Genomic DNA, 15,401 nt, shown 5'->3' with positions numbered 1-15,401 from the left:
ACTGAACGCAGCCAACGTACATGCAACTTGAAGTATGACGGGGATATTTGTTTGCCGAGTCGCTGCCGTGCTTATGGATTATGGCGGGCTTTTGGTAGGAATCGACTTTACTTCTCCGGGCCCGAGTGCCCTTACGTTGGTATAGACACATGGCAAAAGGAACTGATGGTGCATCTGTCGCACCAAAGGAACGTATTAATATCAAATATGTTCCGGCCACTGGTGGTCAGCAGGCGGAAATAGAATTGCCGTTAACGCTGATGATCGTGGGAAATATGAAAGGGCGCACAGAGGAAACACCGATCGAGGAGCGTCAGACCGTATCGATCGATAAAAACAATTTTACCTCCGTGATGAAAGAAGCAAATCTGGAACTGAATTTCAGTGTGCCAAATCGCCTTGAAGAAGAAAGTCAGGACGACCTGCCAGTGAAATTGAGCATCGGCGGTTTGAATGATTTCTCCCCTGACCGCATCGCCCAGCAAGTGCCTGAATTACGTAAGCTGCTTGATTTACGTGAAGCATTAGTCGCGCTGAAAGGCCCCCTCGGCAATATTCCCTCATTCCGTAATCGTTTGCAGGATCTGTTGTCCAGCGAAGAAGCCAGAGAGCAGCTTTTGAAAGAGCTCGAGCTGGTGAAACCCGCCGAATAATTGATGTTTACTGACGAAATAGGGAAATAATATGTCAATAATTGAAGAACAGGCTCAGACAGGGGCTGCCAGCACCTCTGGATCACTGCTTGATGACATCATGGCTCAAGCACGCATTAGCCCGGTCGATGAAGGTTATAGCGTGGCTAAGCAAGGTATTGCCGCGCTGGTTGCTAACATTCTTGATAGCGGTAATGCAGCAGAACCCGTGAATAAAGCGCTAGTCGATAGCATGATCGTCGAACTGGACAAAAAACTCAGCAAGCAGATTGACGTTATTCTGCATGCGAAAGAACTTCAGGAATTGGAATCTTCCTGGCGTTCGATGAAACTGCTTATCGATCGCACTGATTTCCGTGAAAACATCAAACTGTTGGTGTTGCATGCGACAAAAGAAGAGCTATTGGAAGATTTTGAATTCGCGCCTGAAATCTCCCAGTCTGGCTTCTATAAGCACGTTTACTCTAGCGGCTACGGTCAATTTGGCGGTCAGCCTATCGGCGGCGTGATCGGTGACTATGCGCTGACGCAAAGCTCACCAGACATTAAGCTGATGCAGTATGTCAGCGCCGTTGGCGCGATGGCGCATGCGCCGTTCATCTCTTCTGTTGCACCGACCTTCTTTGGCGTAGATCGCTTCACCGATCTGCCTTCCATCAAAGATCTGAAATCTGTTTTCGAAGGCCCAGCCTACACGAAATGGCGCTCGCTACGTGAATCTGAAGACGGTCGTTATCTGGGCCTGACGGCACCGCGCTTCCTGGCTCGCCTGCCTTATGACCCGGTAGAAAACCCGATTAAGGGCTTCAACTACAAGGAAGATATCAGTACCAATCACGAACACTATCTGTGGGGCAATACCGCCTATCTGATGGGAACGGCGCTGACGGACAGCTTCGCGAAATACCGCTGGTGTCCGAACATCATTGGTCCGCAGAGCGGTGGTGCGATTACCGACCTGCCAGTGCATGTTTATGAAGCCATGGGCCAACTTCAGGCCAAGATCCCGACTGAAGTTCTGATCACCGATCGTCGTGAATATGAAATGGCCGAAGAAGGCTTTATCACGCTGACGATGCGTAAAGACAGTGACAATGCGGCCTTCTTCTCTGCTAACTCGGTGCAGAAGCCGAAGGTGTTCCCGAACACCAAAGAAGGCAAAGAAGCGGAAACCAACTACAAGCTGGGTACGCAACTGCCGTACATGTTCATCATCAACCGTCTGGCGCACTACATTAAAGTGCTTCAGCGTGAGCAGATTGGCTCATGGAAAGAGCGTCAGGATCTTGAACGTGAGTTGAATACCTGGATTAAACAGTACATCGCCGATCAGGAAAACCCGCCGGCAGATGTCCGTAGCCGTCGTCCTCTGCGTGCCGCACAGATCAAAGTGTTGGATGTAGAAGGAGAACCAGGTTGGTATCAGGTCACCATGTCTGTGCGCCCGCACTTCAAGTACATGGGGGCGAACTTTGAGCTGTCGCTGGTAGGGCGCTTAGATAAGGAATAAGACTTATGCCGTCTCTTTCTGCTTGGGAAAGGGGAAACGCGGCAAGTCTGTTTGATCGTATCCGTGGGGAGGAACGTCGTTCCTCCCCTGAAACGGAAGTTGAAGCACTGATCGAGTCCGTTAAGCGTCAACTGGACAACGTGCTCAACACCCGGCCCGGAAATTGTCGCAGCGCACCTGAGCTTGGCGTGATTGATTTTAATGACGCGACGCAGGGTGGTGCGGACATTCGAGGGAAAATCCGGGAGGCGATCCGACAGTGTATCTGTCGCTTTGAACCTCGAATTGTTCATGTGGATGTCGACACATCGGACTATTTATCGAATCCGATGGAGATGTCGTTTCAGGTTACCGCCCGGGTCAGATTGGAAGATCTGGAGCAGGTCGCCTCTTTCAATATCCATATGGATAGCCACCGCCATTACAGAATGATCTGATTATGTCACTGGAACATTTTTTCAGGGATGAGCTGACCTACTTGCGCCTGCAAGGGCGTGAATTCGCCAAGGCGCACCCTGAGCTTACCCGATTTTTGTCAGAACAAACCACGGATCCAGACGTCGAGCGTCTGCTGGAAGGGTTCGCCTTTTTGACGGGGAGCCTGCGGGCGAAGATCGAGGATGAATTTCCGGAACTGACACACGGTCTGCTGGGAATGCTGTGGCCTAATTACCTGCGCCCCGTACCGAGTATGACCATTATGCAGTTTTCGGTACTCCCCGGCGCGATTGCACAGCCTGCGTTTGTTGAGCGTGGCTGTGAACTCGACAGCCTGCCGATTGATGATGTGGTTTGCCATTTTCAGACCTGTCACGATGCCTGGATTTATCCGGCGGATATCCGTGACATCAAGGTACAGAGCGGCAATGATCTTTCTACGATTACGCTAGATATTGGGCTGCATGGCCCGCTTTCACTCAGCGATCTGCAACTCGACAAACTGCGCTTTTATCTGGGCGGTGATACCTATACGGCCTACGAACTCTATTTCTGGATCGCCAGCCAGCTGTCGCATATTGAGCTGGAAGTCGATGGCCAACGCTTCCGTCAGGAAGCCAGCGTGCTGAAGACGGTCGGCTTTGAGCGTGACGATGCGCTATTGCCGTACCCCGGGAATGTCTATTCGGGTTACCGCATCTTGCAGGAATACTTTTGTTTTCCTGAAAGTTTTCTCTTTTTCCAACTCGCTGGCGCGGTATGGCCGGATCTCCCGCTGACGGTAACAGAATTCCGTCTGCATTTTTGCTTTGACCGTCCGTTACCGGCGGAACTCAAGATCCGCCCTGATTCGTTCATGCTCAATTGCGTGCCGGCGATCAACCTCTTCCAACACGATAGCGAACCGATCAACCTCAGTGGACGCCAGACGGATTACCCGCTGAAAGCCAGCTACCGCAACGCCGATAGCTTTGAAATCTTCTCCGTGGATAAGGTTGAAGGCTGGGTTGAAGGGAATTCAGGTCGTTCTCGGGGCATTCCGCGTACGTATCAGCCTTTTGAGAGTTTTCAGCACCAAATAGAGCGAGCCAAAGGACGGTTGGCGCTCTATTACCGCATCCGGGTAAGAGAAGCCGTGAACGGCAACGGTTTTGATCACATGCTCTCTTTTGTGCGTGGCGATGAGCAAGAGGTGATTGATTTGGATGAGTCCATCTCGGTGACCCTGACCTGTACCAATCGATCGCGGGCGGCACAGCTGTCCGTTGGGGCGATCTGCGTACCCACCGGCAATTCACCGTCTTTTGCGACGTTTCGTAATTTGGTTCGCCCGACGCGACCGTTACGGCCTGCGATGGATGGCAGCCTGCACTGGACGCTGATCTCCAACCTGTCCCTGAACTACGTATCGCTGCTGCGGCGTGATGCGCTGGTACAGATTCTGCGTACTTACGATTTCCCGGCGCTGCACGATAAGCAGGCAGAGCAAGCCTCGCGTAAGCGTCTGGCAGGTATCGAGTCTATCGAAACCACGCCTATCGATCGTCTGGTTCAGGGCATGCCGGTGCGCGGCTTGAAATCAATCCTGTCGGTACGGCAATCCGCGTTCTCCAGTGAAGGGGAACTCTATCTGTTTAGTACGGTGCTGGCGCACTTCTTCTCGCTATACGCCAGTGTCAACGCTTTCCACCTGTTGGAAGTGGTCAACATCGATAACAAGGAGCGCTACCGATGGCCGGTACAGATAGGTCAACACTCGATGATGTGACGTTCCGTCAGGATGTCTCGCGCTTTAATTTTTTCCAATTGGTGGAATTGCTTAATCGACTGGAAGGCGTGGATCTGGAACAAGATCTGGATTTTCGTCCTGAACAGGAGCGTCTGCGCTTTCGCTCTACGGCATCTATTGGCTTTCACCCCAGCGATATCTTGCAGGTGGGACGCGATGAAGAGGGCCGTCAGGAACTGGAAGTCGCGTTTCTGGGTCTGCACGGCAGCCAGTCACCGATGCCCGGCTATTACCTCGAAGAACTAGCTTGGGAATACGCGCAGGGCGAACAGAAGCTGGGTGTGTTTCTTGATTTCTTCCATCACCGCTTGCTCACGCTGTTGCACCGCGCATGGCGTAAATACCGTTACCACGTCCGCTTTCAGAATGAGGGGGAGGATGGATTCTCTCGCCTGATGTTTGCGCTCGTCGGGCTAGGAAATGACGCCGTACGCGACAGCCTGCCGGTTAACCGCGCCAAGATGCTTTCCTACGCCGGGGTGTTGGCAAGTCCCAGCCGTTCCCCGGAAGTTGTCGCGGGTCTGGTTATTCACTGTTTTGATCTGGACGACGTCGCCGTCATGGCCTGGCAGCACCGCCGTGTTCCCATTCACGAAGGGCAGCAGAACCGCTTGGGAAAAGGAAACATGATGTTGGGCGGTGATTTTGTGATCGGCGACAAAGTGAATGACTGCGCGGGCAAGTTTTTGCTCAAGGTTGGCAATCTCAGCTTCAGCCGCTTTCTCAGTTTTTTGCCCAACGGTGAGCATTTTCAGCCGCTGGTGCGTTTTGTCTCTTTCATTCTTCGCGATCAGTTGGCCTGGGATCTGCGTCTTGGTTTCGCGGAAGGCGAAGCTAAGGGCTTAAGCCTGGGAAGTGAGCAAAGCAGCCGTTTGGGATGGAGCAGCTTTCTCGGGCAGCCGCCAACGGATCCCTATGTGACGATTTGTGTGCAGGAGTAAATGTGAACGTAACCCACCCACTCACGTTGGTTGTGCTTAACAGTGAGCAGCTCGATATCAATTCTCAGGTGCAGCACCAGTTCGATCACCGTGGTGGCACGCTGGGCGCGTCGGAAAAAGACCAGTGGCAATTGCGGGATCGGCTGGGCTCTGTGGTCCCGGCACATGCTCGTATCGACATGACCGATGGTTATTTCAGCCTGTGCGATCTGAGCGGCCAGTCTTTTATTAACGGTTCCCTGTCGCCGATTGGGCGAGATCGCAAAGTCATTCTGTCGCACGGCGATGAGCTGGTGATTGGGCCTTTCCGGCTGGGCGTGTACATCGGCGATCCCACGACGGAACAGGATATCGATCAGGTATTGGGACAGCGCACGGACGACGTGCTGGGCGGCTGGCTCAGTGAAGATAAAAAAAGGCGTTCTACGGATCTTGCAGACTCCACCGTTGTGTTGAACGACCCGCTGTGGGCGCTACAGAAAGAACAGAGCCAGTCACTTTTGCTATCAGACAATGAGACGGTCGGCGAATCGCTCACGCCCTCTCTTTCTTCTTTTTCTTCTGCTGAGGACACCATGGATCAGAAATTTGTCGAATTACCGACTATCAACACACGCTATGCGGGAGATGAGCTGGAAGGGTACAGCGACGGTACCTCGTTGGCTCCGTTGATGCGTGGGCTGGGTCTGTCGCTTCAGCCGGCCGACGATGCGCGACTGCGTGAAATGTTGGAAGAGATGGGGAAAAGCCTGCGCGCCATGGTTGAAGGCTTGCTGGCATTGCAGACAGAGCAGGCGGCACTGGCGGACACGCACTTACGCCCGATTGAAGATAACCCGCTGCGTCTGGGGTTGGGCTATGCGGATACGCTGTCGGTGCTGTTTGCCGAAGGGAAAAGCCCCGTGCACCTCTCTGCGCCTGCCGCAGTGGAAGAGGTGTTGAACAATGTGCGGGTGCATCACATCGCGAACCAGCAGGCGATTGCCGTGGCGTTGGAAAATATTCTTCAGGCTTTTTCGCCAGCCGCGCTGCTTAGCCGTTTTGAACACTATCGCCGCAGTGGTGAACTGATGGCAGCAGATGACGGCTGGGCGTGGCAGATGTATCAGCACTACTACCGAGAATTGACGTCACCCCGCCAGCAGGGTTTCCAAAAATTGTTCCATCAGGTGTATGCGCAGGCGTATGACCGTGCCGTGCGTCAACAGCAGGAGCAAAAATAATGCTGCGGGCACTGTGCTTATGTTCCCTGATGTTCCTGCTATCGGGATGTACCACGCTGGGCAAGATGGCGCAGGTCGCGGCGAATCCTGATATCCAGGTGGGCAGCAACAATCATCAGCCTTCTACCGTGGGGTTTAGTCTGCTGGCGGAACCGGATGTTAACCCGAACGACAGCGGTGAAGCTGCCCCTATCGAATTCCAACTGGTTCTGCTGGCGGAAGATTCGCGTCTGTTAGCGACCGATTACGACCAGATCACGACGGATATCGAAAAAGCGTTAGCCAAGAATTACATCAATCATCAGGACTACACGCTATTGCCAGGGCAGTTCAAATATCTGCCCCCAGAAGTACTGGATGAAAAGGTGCACTACCTCGGCGTGGTGGCTCGGTATGCCGATTCGGAAAGCGCGGAGTGGCGCAAAGTCATCAAGCTAAAGAATACCGGGCAAACGTATCAGATTCTCGTGCACCTGCGCCGGGATGAAGTCGAAATCAAAAAAGACCAAGAAGAAGAATAATTATGTCGAGTCGCAATCGCATTATCTGGCGGGAAGGTTTGTTCATTAAACCGCAGCATTTTCAACAGCAACAAAGACACACCGATTACGCACTGCACGCGCGTCTCAGCGCCCTTAGTGATTATTTCTATGGTTTACAGTCACTGGCAATTAATGAGGAATATCTCAATTTTGGCCGCATCGCGCTGGTTAACGCCAGCGGTGTGATGCCGGACGGCACCGTGTTCAATATTCCCGGTGATGATGCCCTGCCGCTGCCGTTGGAGATCACCGACGTCGCGCTGGCAAACCAGAAAGTGTATCTGGCGCTGCCACTGGCAGTAAATGGCGTCAGTGAAGTGGGTCAGCCGGGGCAGGGGATCGCCAGCCGTCTGCAATCACACCGGCATGACGTGCGCGATCTACACAGCGACGGTGGCGATATCGTTTCTCTGGAAGTTGGTAAGGTCAGCCTGCGACTGATGCTCGATCGTGACGATCGCAGCGCCTATGCCTCGCTGGCGATCGCCAACATTCTGGATAAACGCCCTGACGGCGGATTGATTCTGGATCCTAACTTTATGCCATGCAGCATCAGCGTTACTGCAATCCCCAGTTTAAAACGCTTTTTGGGCGAATCTGCCGGTTTGGTTGCTGAACGCGCACGCAGTCTGTCGCAGCGTATTGCCGCACCGGGACAGCAGGGCGTAGCGGACGTGGCTGAGTTCATGATGCTGCAATTACTCAACCGCGCTCAGCCTAAGCTGTCGCATCTGGCACGTCTTGGCACGTTGCACCCTGAACGCCTGCACGAAACGCTGGTGGAGCTGTGCGGTGAACTGATGACGTTTACCGATGAATCGCGTCTGCCGCCTGAATTCCCCGCCTATCGCCATGAACATCAGCAGGCCAGCTTTGAGCCGCTGATGATGGCGCTGCGTCAAGCCTTGAGCACCGTGCTGTCGCCGCGTGCCGTCTCCATCCAACTGAAGAAACAGCCGTATGGCGTGATGGTAGCAATGGTTGGCGATGCGGAATTGATGACCAGCGCAGAGTTTGTGCTGGCGGTACGTGCGCGTATGCCGCAGGAACATCTGCGTAAACAGCTGCTGCAACAAACGAAGATTGCCTCCAGCGAGAAGATCCGCGAACTGATCAGCCTGCAATTGCCTGGCATCCCGCTGCTGCCGCTGCCGGTTGCGCCGCGTCAACTGCCTTATCACGCGGGTTACAGCTATTTCCAACTGGATAGACAAAGCCCTGCCTGGCAGGTGCTGGTGTCTGGCAACACGCTGGCGTTCCACATTGCTGGTGAATTCCCGGAACTGGATATGCAGCTTTGGGCCATCCGTGGCCAGTAGTCAGGAGAGGAAGAGATGAGCATCGAGGTTATTAAAAACGATCAACTGGGCGATCTGCTTTTTGACCACGCCCGACAGCTGGATATGGATTCCGACTACTGGTTCCGCCTGCGTGGGCAAAGCATTAATCCGATGGTTGATGCGGTCACACCGCTGCTGGGCATGGTGGAGCGAGTTCGCCAGCTCTCTGCCTATGACGGCGTGGAGGATCTTTATCAGCGCGTGGTATCTGAAATTCAGGCTATCGAGCAGGAACTGCATTCTCATGGCTATGAAAACGGCGTGATTTTGTCCTTCCGCTACATCCTCTGCACCTTCATTGATGAAGCCGTGATGGGACGGGAGTGGGGCGGGCAAAGCATGTGGTCGGCCCATTCCCTGCTGACTCGTTTTCACAATGAAACCTGGGGGGGCGAAAAGGTTTTTGTCCTGCTGGAGAAGCTGCTGGACGATCCCACCCGCTATCGAGACATCCTGGAATTTATCTACCTTTGCCTCTGTCTGGGCTTTGAAGGGCGCTACCGGGTGATGACTCAGGGGCGTGAGGAGTTGAACCGCGTCGTGAGTAAGTTACATGACACGTTGCGCCCTGAGCCTGCTAATTCGCCGACGGTCTTCCACCTGAATCTGGGGCAGCAGGCCTCGCGTTACCACCTGCGCAGGCAGGTGTCATTGCGCACGTTGTTTATCGGCGTTTTTGTGGTCTTGGTGGCCGCATTCGGCCTGTACCGTTACGAGCTAACCCATCAAACCCAGGACGTACTGCGTCAGCTGGGAGAATTATTACAATAACAGGAGCTACACCGTGATTCGAATTGAACTGCCGACACTGGTTGAACGACTCAACCCTGTGTGCCGTCATATGCTGGAAGAAGCGGCGGCACTCTGTATTCAACATCAGGGTGCGGAAATCCGCATTGAGCACCTGTTGATGAAAATGCTGGAAACGCCGCTGTGCGATGTGCGCCAGATCCTCAAGCGTGCTGGCGTCGATGCGGATGAGCTGTCTTCGCTGCTGTTACCTTCCTCCGTGGATAAAGAATTTGATGCGGGCTATCCCTCATTCTCTCCTCTGTTGGTGGAATGGCTACAGGACAGCTGGCTGCTGGCCTCGGCTGAATTTCAACATGTGCATCTGCGTAGCGGTATCTTGCTGCTGGTTTTACTGCTGACGCCAAATCGCTATGTGGCAGGCGCGATATCCCGTCCGCTGGCACAGATTAACCGTGAACTTTTACGCCAGCAGTTTGATGAGTGGGTGAAGGATTCTGTTGAAACGGAAGTGGCGGTGCAGTCTGCCACGGCGGAACAGGCTATTGCGGCAAGCACGCAGCTGTCCCGCTATACGCAAAACGTGACGGAATCTGCCCGACAGGGGCAATTGGATCCGGTGCTGTGCCGCGATCATGAAATCGATCTGATGATCGACATTCTCTCCCGTCGCCGTAAAAACAACCCGATTGTGGTGGGGGAAGCGGGCGTCGGTAAAAGTGCGCTGATCGAAGGGTTGGCGCTGCGTATTGTGGCGGGTGCCGTACCGGAAAGGTTGCGGGATGTAGAACTGCTTACGCTCGACCTAGGGGCGATGCAGGCCGGTGCCTCGGTTAAAGGCGAATTTGAGAAACGCTTCAAAGGTGTGATGCAGGAAGTGAAGGATGCGCCACGCCCGATCATTCTGTTTATCGATGAAGCGCATACGCTAATTGGGGCTGGTAATCAGGCCGGCGGGCTGGATGTATCAAACTTGCTCAAGCCTGCGCTGGCACGCGGTGAACTGCGTACCATCGCGGCGACGACCTGGAGCGAGTATAAAAAATACGTCGAGAAAGATGCGGCGCTTTCCCGTCGCTTCCAGCTCGTCAAAGTCGGTGAACCAAACGCGGAAGAAGCCACGGTTATCCTGCGTGGGCTGCGCGGCATCTATGAGAAAGCGCACGGCGTCCTGATTGATGAAGATGCGCTTCAGGCGGCGGCGCAGCTGTCGGCGCGCTATATCTCAGGTCGCCAACTCCCCGATAAGGCGATTGACGTGCTGGATACTGCGAGTGCGCGCGTGGCGATTAACCTGACGACGCCACCGCGTGCAGTCAGCCAGCTACAAACTCGCCTGCATCAGCAGAAAATGGAAATCACCCAGCTTGAGCGTCAGGCGCGCATCGGTCTCGGCAATACCGAAGAGCGGTTAGTCGAACTGCGTGACGCCCGCGAAGCAGGCGCGGCATCGCTGGCAAAGTTGGAAGCTGATTGGCAGCAGCAGAAAACACAGGTTCAGCGTGTGATCGAACTGCGCACAGCGCTGTTGGATGAAGAGCAAGCCGTCGACTTTGATGCGGTATCGGCAGCGGCGGAACTGGCTACCTGTGAGCAAGCGCTGGAAATACTTCAGCAAGCCTCCGTGCTGGTCTCCCCCCACGTCGATAAAATGCAGATTGCCGCAGTGATTGCTGAATGGACGGGCGTGCCGCTGAATCGGATCTCTCAGGGAGAGATGGATATCGTCACGCGCCTGCCTGAATTCTTGGGGGAATCTATTAAAGGGCAGCAGTTGGCGATTGCTCAATTGCATAAACACTTGCTGACTGCGCGTGCGGACCTCCGTCGTCCAGGGCGTCCGCTGGGGGCTTTCCTGCTGGTGGGGCCAAGCGGCGTCGGTAAAACGGAAACCGTGGTTCAGATTGCCGACCTGATGTTTGGCGGACGTAACTACCTGACCACCATCAATATGTCGGAATATCAGGAAAAGCATACGGTTTCACGCCTGATCGGCTCGCCCCCAGGCTACGTCGGGTTTGGCGAAGGTGGCGTATTGACCGAAGCGATCCGTCAGAAACCGTACTCCGTGGTGCTGCTGGATGAAGTAGAGAAGGCACACCCGGATGTTCTGAATTTGTTCTATCAGGCGTTTGATAAAGGCGAGTTGGCCGATGGTGAAGGCCGTGTCATCGACTGCCGTAACGTAGTGTTTTTCCTGACGTCCAACCTCGGGTTCCAGACGATTGTTACCTACGCTGAGCAATCAGAGGTGTTGCTGGATGCGCTCTATCCTGAGCTGGCGGCTTTCTTCAAACCTGCTCTGTTAGCACGTATGGAAGTCATCCCTTATCTGCCGCTGGCGCATGACACCATGGTCGAGATCGTACAGGGCAAATTGTCGCGTCTGGTTTCTCTGCTGCAACAGCGATTTGGGGCGGAAGTCATCATTGAAGACGAGGTGCCGGAAGAGATTCTACGGTTGGCGAACCGCAGCGAAAACGGGGCACGCATGCTCGAATCGGTGATTGATGGCGCCTTGCTGCCACCGGTTTCGCTACAACTGCTGCAACGTATGTCTGCGGGTGAACCCGTTAGTCGTATTCATTTCCGTGTCGAAGCCGGCCAGTTCCAGACTGAGGTGGAGGGCTGAGTATGCAACATGCCCTCGAACTGGCGCTCGCACTCACTCGACAGCACGATGAGGCCGGTCTGTGCGACTGGCTGCTGGAGACGATGCAGGCCGCCTGGCAGCCGCAAGGGATGCTACTGGGTATGGTGGATGTCAGCGGCAGGCAACTGACTTGTCAGGGGCGGGTGCATGAGATGCCGGTGGCGCTGAGTCTGGGGGTGGATGACTTTAGCCACCCGCTGGCTTATGCACTGCATAAGAATCAGGCGCGTACCTGGGATTCCCTCTATGGCGGTGCTCGCATTGAGCATCGTGAGTTTCGGCAGATGCTGGTTTCTGTCGGGACGAATTGCGGGCTTCACGCGCTGCCGCTGCTGTCGGACAGCGGCAAACCGCTGGCGGTATTGGCGCTGTTGGATACGCCAACGCGCCTGCAAACGCTGCATCAACGAGGGGAATGCGAACGGCTGGCGCAGGTGTTTTGTCGCCAGCTTATGCTGTTGCGTGAGCTGGCACACACCCGACGGGAACAGGTCGCGTTAAGAGATTCACTCCGCCAGATTAAGGATGAGGGGCAGAGTCGTCGCGAACAGGAAAAGCGGGTGGAAGCCACCCTGATTGGCCGGTCTGTGGTGATTAAAGAGCTGCATCAGCAGATTTATCAGGCAGCAAAACACCGCCTTTCGGTGCTGATTCAGGGCGAAACCGGTTCAGGGAAAGATGTGGTGGCGCGTTTGCTGCATGAGTGCTCCGAACGTGCCGACAAACCCTTTATTGCTATCAACTGTGCCGCAATTCCCGAAAATCTGATTGAAAGCGAACTGTTTGGCTATCAGAAAGGGGCGTTCTCCGGCGCACAAAGCAACAAAATTGGTCTGGTAGAACAGGCTAACGGCGGCACGCTGTTTTTGGATGAAGTCGGCGATATGCCGCAGTCAATGCAGGCCAAGCTGCTAAGGGTATTGGAGACGCACAGCTTCCGTCCTCTGGGCGCGGAGAAAGAAGTTTATTCTGATTTCCGTCTGATTGCTGCGACCCATCAGCCGCTGGAACAGCAGGTGTCTGACGGCGTGTTCCGGCAGGATCTCTATCACCGCCTTTGCCAGTGTTTATTACAGGTTGCTCCGCTGCGTGAGCGGCCGGACGATATTCGCCTGTTGTGCGAGCACTTCATTGGTCAGTTTGCCGACAAGCAATTTGCAGATAAACAATTTACAGACAAACCACAAAAGCACCTTGGGCCACTGAGTCGTGCCTTCCTGCGTCAACTGGTGGCGTATGACTTCCCCGGTAATGTGCGGGAACTACGTAACCTGCTGGAAGTCGCCTGCGCGCATACGCCGGACGGTGAGGCGCTGTCCCTGACATCGCTGCCGCCTGAACTGCGCGATCGGCTGACGAGCAGTACGGCTGAGGAACACGATTGTTATCAGCATATCCACGATTTGCGTATAGCCACGCAGCTGTATGAAGCGGCTGTGATTGAGGCACGCCTGCGTCAGTTTCAGGGCAACCGCCTGCTGGTAGCCGATAGCCTCAATATCCCTAAACGTACTCTTGACCACAAATGCCAGAAGCTGGAGGTAAATTGATGTTTCTGACGATGGCTCCCTTACTGTTGGCAACCGCTGCGACGCCCGATCCCGCCTGGCAGTCGTTATGGGAACAGTGCCGTAATGAAACGGCTTCAGAGCTTCGACTGGCCTGTTATGACGCGCTGGGTCGGGAAGCTGAGCGTAGCGGTACGCTGTCCCCACAAGATGATAACGCTGCTGCTGGCGGAACGTTCCAATTGGGACGTGAAGCGGACAGCGGCGATATGACGCTCACCCGCGTGCTGGCCGATGGCAATGCGCTGGTGATTAGCTGTGCCAGCAATATTACGCACCTGCGCATTACCCTCAGCGAAGCCTGGGCAGGCGAGTCTGTCACGTCGCAGCTTGATGGTGTGACCGTATCCGACAGTTGGTTTATCCGTAATCGTGGGCAACTGCTGGAGTCAGGGCGCGGCCTGCCGGCGATTGATGCGTTAAAGCGCTGGATTGGGCATCGCGAACTGGTGCTTAACGGCACTGACGGTCATACGCTGCGTATCGAACTTGCTGGGCTGGGTGAAGCAGTCGCGCCGCTGCGTCAGCAGTGTCACTGGTAAAGGAGGCATTCATGCATGCACATCCCTGGTGTAAACGCCTGCAAACCTCGTTGCCGGATGAGCGGTTGCGCGCGGCGGTATTGGCTGACGATCCGCTCTGGGAAAAGGTAGAAACGGAGCTGGTCAAGCTAGGATCGCTGGCACATAACCAGGTCGATCTTAACGTGGTAGCGGGTTATTGCCTGACGTTACTGGAAAGCAAAACCAAAGACATGAGGGTGCTGGTGCAGCTATTGCGCTGCTTACAGCACCCCGCTAAAGCGACACCGTTTTCTACCGCGCTGATGCTGCTGGATAGCTGGCTGGAGAGTTACTGGGTGACCGCCTGGCCTGCCAGCCCGGTGCAGAAACAGAAGTTGATGATCCAGATTGTTCGACGTTTTGAGAGTGCGATCCCGCGTATTGCGGAGACGGCATCCAGCGCAGAGCTAGAGCAATTACAGCAGTTAACGGAGCAGGTGGCGACCCGTTGGGGCGAACTGGCCAGCGACAAAGCCGTGCTGATGGATGAGCTGGTGCAGGGCGTTAAACGTGCCAGACAGCGGCAGCAGGCGCAAGAACAGGCGAATCAGACGGCGAAACCGACCCCGACAGTAAGCGGTAGCTCAGGCGAGAGTGAAACCAGTGCCAGCGCTGCCTCGACGCCAGTCAGTTCGGTGGAGATTAATTCATCCGATGAGCGCAGTTGGCGACAAACCCAGTTGAACGTCGCCGCATTATTGGTTGAGCGTCATCCTGATTCACCGATCGGCTACCGCCTGCGACGTCATGCTATCTGGTCCGGTATTGCCACCCCGCCGATGTCGTCGAAGGGGCATAAAACGCAGTTGGCACCCGTCTCGTCAGACCGTGTGGATGAATACCAAAGTGCGCTTGCACAGGCCGATTTGGCGCTGTGGGAACGTATAGAACAAAGTCTGGTACTGGCGCCTTACTGGTTTGATGGCCATATGTTGTCGGCCTCGGTGGCTTCCAGACTGGGACATACGTCGGTCGCCACAGCGATGGCGGAAGAGCTTTCTGCGTTTATTCAGCGCTTGCCGGAACTGCGTGAACTGGCGTTCAGCGATGGTGCGCCATTTCTGACCGGGAAGTGCACCCAGTGGTTGCAGTCCAGTCAGCCTGTTCGCGGTGGCGGCGGCGCGCGGCAGGACGATCTGGCGACGGAGGCCGCCGCCTGTCGGGATGAGAAAGGCATTGGGGCGGCGATGCAGCTATTGGATGAGCGCATGCGTCGCCTGAAAGAGCCTCGCGATCGTTTTTATGCCGAGCTGGTACTGGCGGATTTACTCGCCGAAGAAGGAATGAAATCACTGGCAGCACAGCACTATCAGCACATGTGGCAGGAAAGCCAACAATTGGGCCTGATGCAATGGGAACCGGGAATGGTCAGCCGCGTAGAGCGGTTGGCGGCATCCCGCAAAAAATAAGACATTCGGAGTGAATGGTCAC

At 54.9% G+C, this 15,401-nt stretch carries 13 protein-coding genes; all 13 read left to right on the top strand.

From position 1 onward, the window contains the following. The first annotated feature begins 149 nt into the window (after positions 1-149). The 13 genes from tssB to tssA are packed head-to-tail and all read left to right on the top strand — an operon-like array spanning position 150 to position 15,379. A complete protein-coding gene (gene tssB, locus A0G03_RS16100; protein WP_011094953.1) occupies positions 150-653 on the top strand; it encodes a type VI secretion system contractile sheath small subunit in 504 nt (167 codons plus the stop codon). 31 nt (positions 654-684) lie between these two features. Beyond that, positions 685-2,163 (top strand): type VI secretion system contractile sheath large subunit, encoded by a 1,479-nt coding sequence (gene tssC, locus A0G03_RS16095; protein ID WP_048261827.1) that lies wholly within the window; start codon positions 685-687, stop codon positions 2,161-2,163. Between the two features lie 5 nt (positions 2,164-2,168). Continuing rightward, positions 2,169-2,600, top strand: a complete 432-nt coding sequence (tssE, locus tag A0G03_RS16090) for a type VI secretion system baseplate subunit TssE (protein ID WP_005972060.1) — start codon at positions 2,169-2,171, stop codon at positions 2,598-2,600. Positions 2,601-2,602: 2 nt separating this feature from the next. Next, entirely contained in the window at positions 2,603-4,369 is a 1,767-nt protein-coding gene (gene tssF, locus A0G03_RS16085; RefSeq protein ID WP_048261825.1) for a type VI secretion system baseplate subunit TssF, read from the top strand. After that, positions 4,333-5,331: a type VI secretion system baseplate subunit TssG gene (tssG, locus tag A0G03_RS16080; protein WP_048261823.1), complete on the top strand. Its 999-nt coding sequence runs from the start codon at positions 4,333-4,335 to the stop codon at positions 5,329-5,331. Before tssF ends, tssG begins: the two co-directional genes overlap by 37 nt. 2 nt (positions 5,332-5,333) lie before the next feature. Continuing rightward, positions 5,334-6,554: a type VI secretion system-associated FHA domain protein TagH gene (tagH, locus tag A0G03_RS16075; protein WP_048261821.1), complete on the top strand. Its 1,221-nt coding sequence runs from the start codon at positions 5,334-5,336 to the stop codon at positions 6,552-6,554. Then, positions 6,554-7,075 (top strand): type VI secretion system lipoprotein TssJ, encoded by a 522-nt coding sequence (gene tssJ / locus A0G03_RS16070; RefSeq protein ID WP_048261819.1) that lies wholly within the window; start codon positions 6,554-6,556, stop codon positions 7,073-7,075. Before tagH ends, tssJ begins: the two co-directional genes overlap by 1 nt. Before the next feature lie 2 nt (positions 7,076-7,077). Continuing rightward, positions 7,078-8,415: a type VI secretion system baseplate subunit TssK gene (gene tssK / locus A0G03_RS16065; protein WP_048261817.1), complete on the top strand. Its 1,338-nt coding sequence runs from the start codon at positions 7,078-7,080 to the stop codon at positions 8,413-8,415. Positions 8,416-8,430: 15 nt separating this feature from the next. Beyond that, positions 8,431-9,207 carry a type IVB secretion system protein IcmH/DotU gene (gene icmH, locus A0G03_RS16060; protein WP_048261814.1) on the top strand — a complete coding sequence of 259 codons (777 nt, stop codon included), beginning with the start codon at positions 8,431-8,433 and terminating at the stop codon, positions 9,205-9,207. A 13-nt stretch (positions 9,208-9,220) separates the two neighbouring features. Continuing rightward, positions 9,221-11,818: a type VI secretion system ATPase TssH gene (tssH, locus tag A0G03_RS16055; RefSeq protein ID WP_048261812.1), complete on the top strand. Its 2,598-nt coding sequence runs from the start codon at positions 9,221-9,223 to the stop codon at positions 11,816-11,818. Between the two features lie 2 nt (positions 11,819-11,820). Beyond that, a complete protein-coding gene (locus A0G03_RS16050; protein WP_048261810.1) occupies positions 11,821-13,389 on the top strand; it encodes a sigma-54 interaction domain-containing protein in 1,569 nt (522 codons plus the stop codon). After that, complete coding sequence (gene vasI / locus A0G03_RS16045) at positions 13,389-13,949, top strand: type VI secretion system-associated protein VasI (protein ID WP_048261808.1); 561 nt, start codon at positions 13,389-13,391, stop codon at positions 13,947-13,949. Before A0G03_RS16050 ends, vasI begins: the two co-directional genes overlap by 1 nt. 11 nt (positions 13,950-13,960) lie before the next feature. Further along, complete coding sequence (tssA, locus tag A0G03_RS16040; protein WP_048261805.1) at positions 13,961-15,379, top strand: type VI secretion system protein TssA; 1,419 nt, start codon at positions 13,961-13,963, stop codon at positions 15,377-15,379. Positions 15,380-15,401: the final 22 nt, after the last annotated feature.

Source organism: Pectobacterium peruviense (assembly GCF_002847345.1).
Lineage (GTDB): Bacteria > Pseudomonadota > Gammaproteobacteria > Enterobacterales > Enterobacteriaceae > Pectobacterium > Pectobacterium peruviense.
Note: the sequence above shows the minus strand (reverse complement) of the source record. Positions and strands in the feature narration are given on the sequence as shown.

What these genes read in the sequence shown, in the direction of transcription:
- vasI (WP_048261808.1), top strand. Translation starts at nt 13,389, where the DNA reads ATGTTTCTGACGATGGCTCCCTTACTGTTGGCAACCGCTGCGACGCCC.
- tssC (WP_048261827.1), top strand. Translation starts at nt 685, where the DNA reads ATGTCAATAATTGAAGAACAGGCTCAGACAGGGGCTGCCAGCACCTCT.
- A0G03_RS16050 (WP_048261810.1), top strand. Translation starts at nt 11,821, where the DNA reads ATGCAACATGCCCTCGAACTGGCGCTCGCACTCACTCGACAGCACGAT.
- tssG (WP_048261823.1), top strand. Translation starts at nt 4,333, where the DNA reads ATGGCCGGTACAGATAGGTCAACACTCGATGATGTGACGTTCCGTCAG.
- tssF (WP_048261825.1), top strand. Translation starts at nt 2,603, where the DNA reads ATGTCACTGGAACATTTTTTCAGGGATGAGCTGACCTACTTGCGCCTG.
- tssA (WP_048261805.1), top strand. Translation starts at nt 13,961, where the DNA reads ATGCATGCACATCCCTGGTGTAAACGCCTGCAAACCTCGTTGCCGGAT.
- icmH (WP_048261814.1), top strand. Translation starts at nt 8,431, where the DNA reads ATGAGCATCGAGGTTATTAAAAACGATCAACTGGGCGATCTGCTTTTT.
- tssE (WP_005972060.1), top strand. Translation starts at nt 2,169, where the DNA reads ATGCCGTCTCTTTCTGCTTGGGAAAGGGGAAACGCGGCAAGTCTGTTT.
- tssK (WP_048261817.1), top strand. Translation starts at nt 7,078, where the DNA reads ATGTCGAGTCGCAATCGCATTATCTGGCGGGAAGGTTTGTTCATTAAA.
- tssJ (WP_048261819.1), top strand. Translation starts at nt 6,554, where the DNA reads ATGCTGCGGGCACTGTGCTTATGTTCCCTGATGTTCCTGCTATCGGGA.
- tssB (WP_011094953.1), top strand. Translation starts at nt 150, where the DNA reads ATGGCAAAAGGAACTGATGGTGCATCTGTCGCACCAAAGGAACGTATT.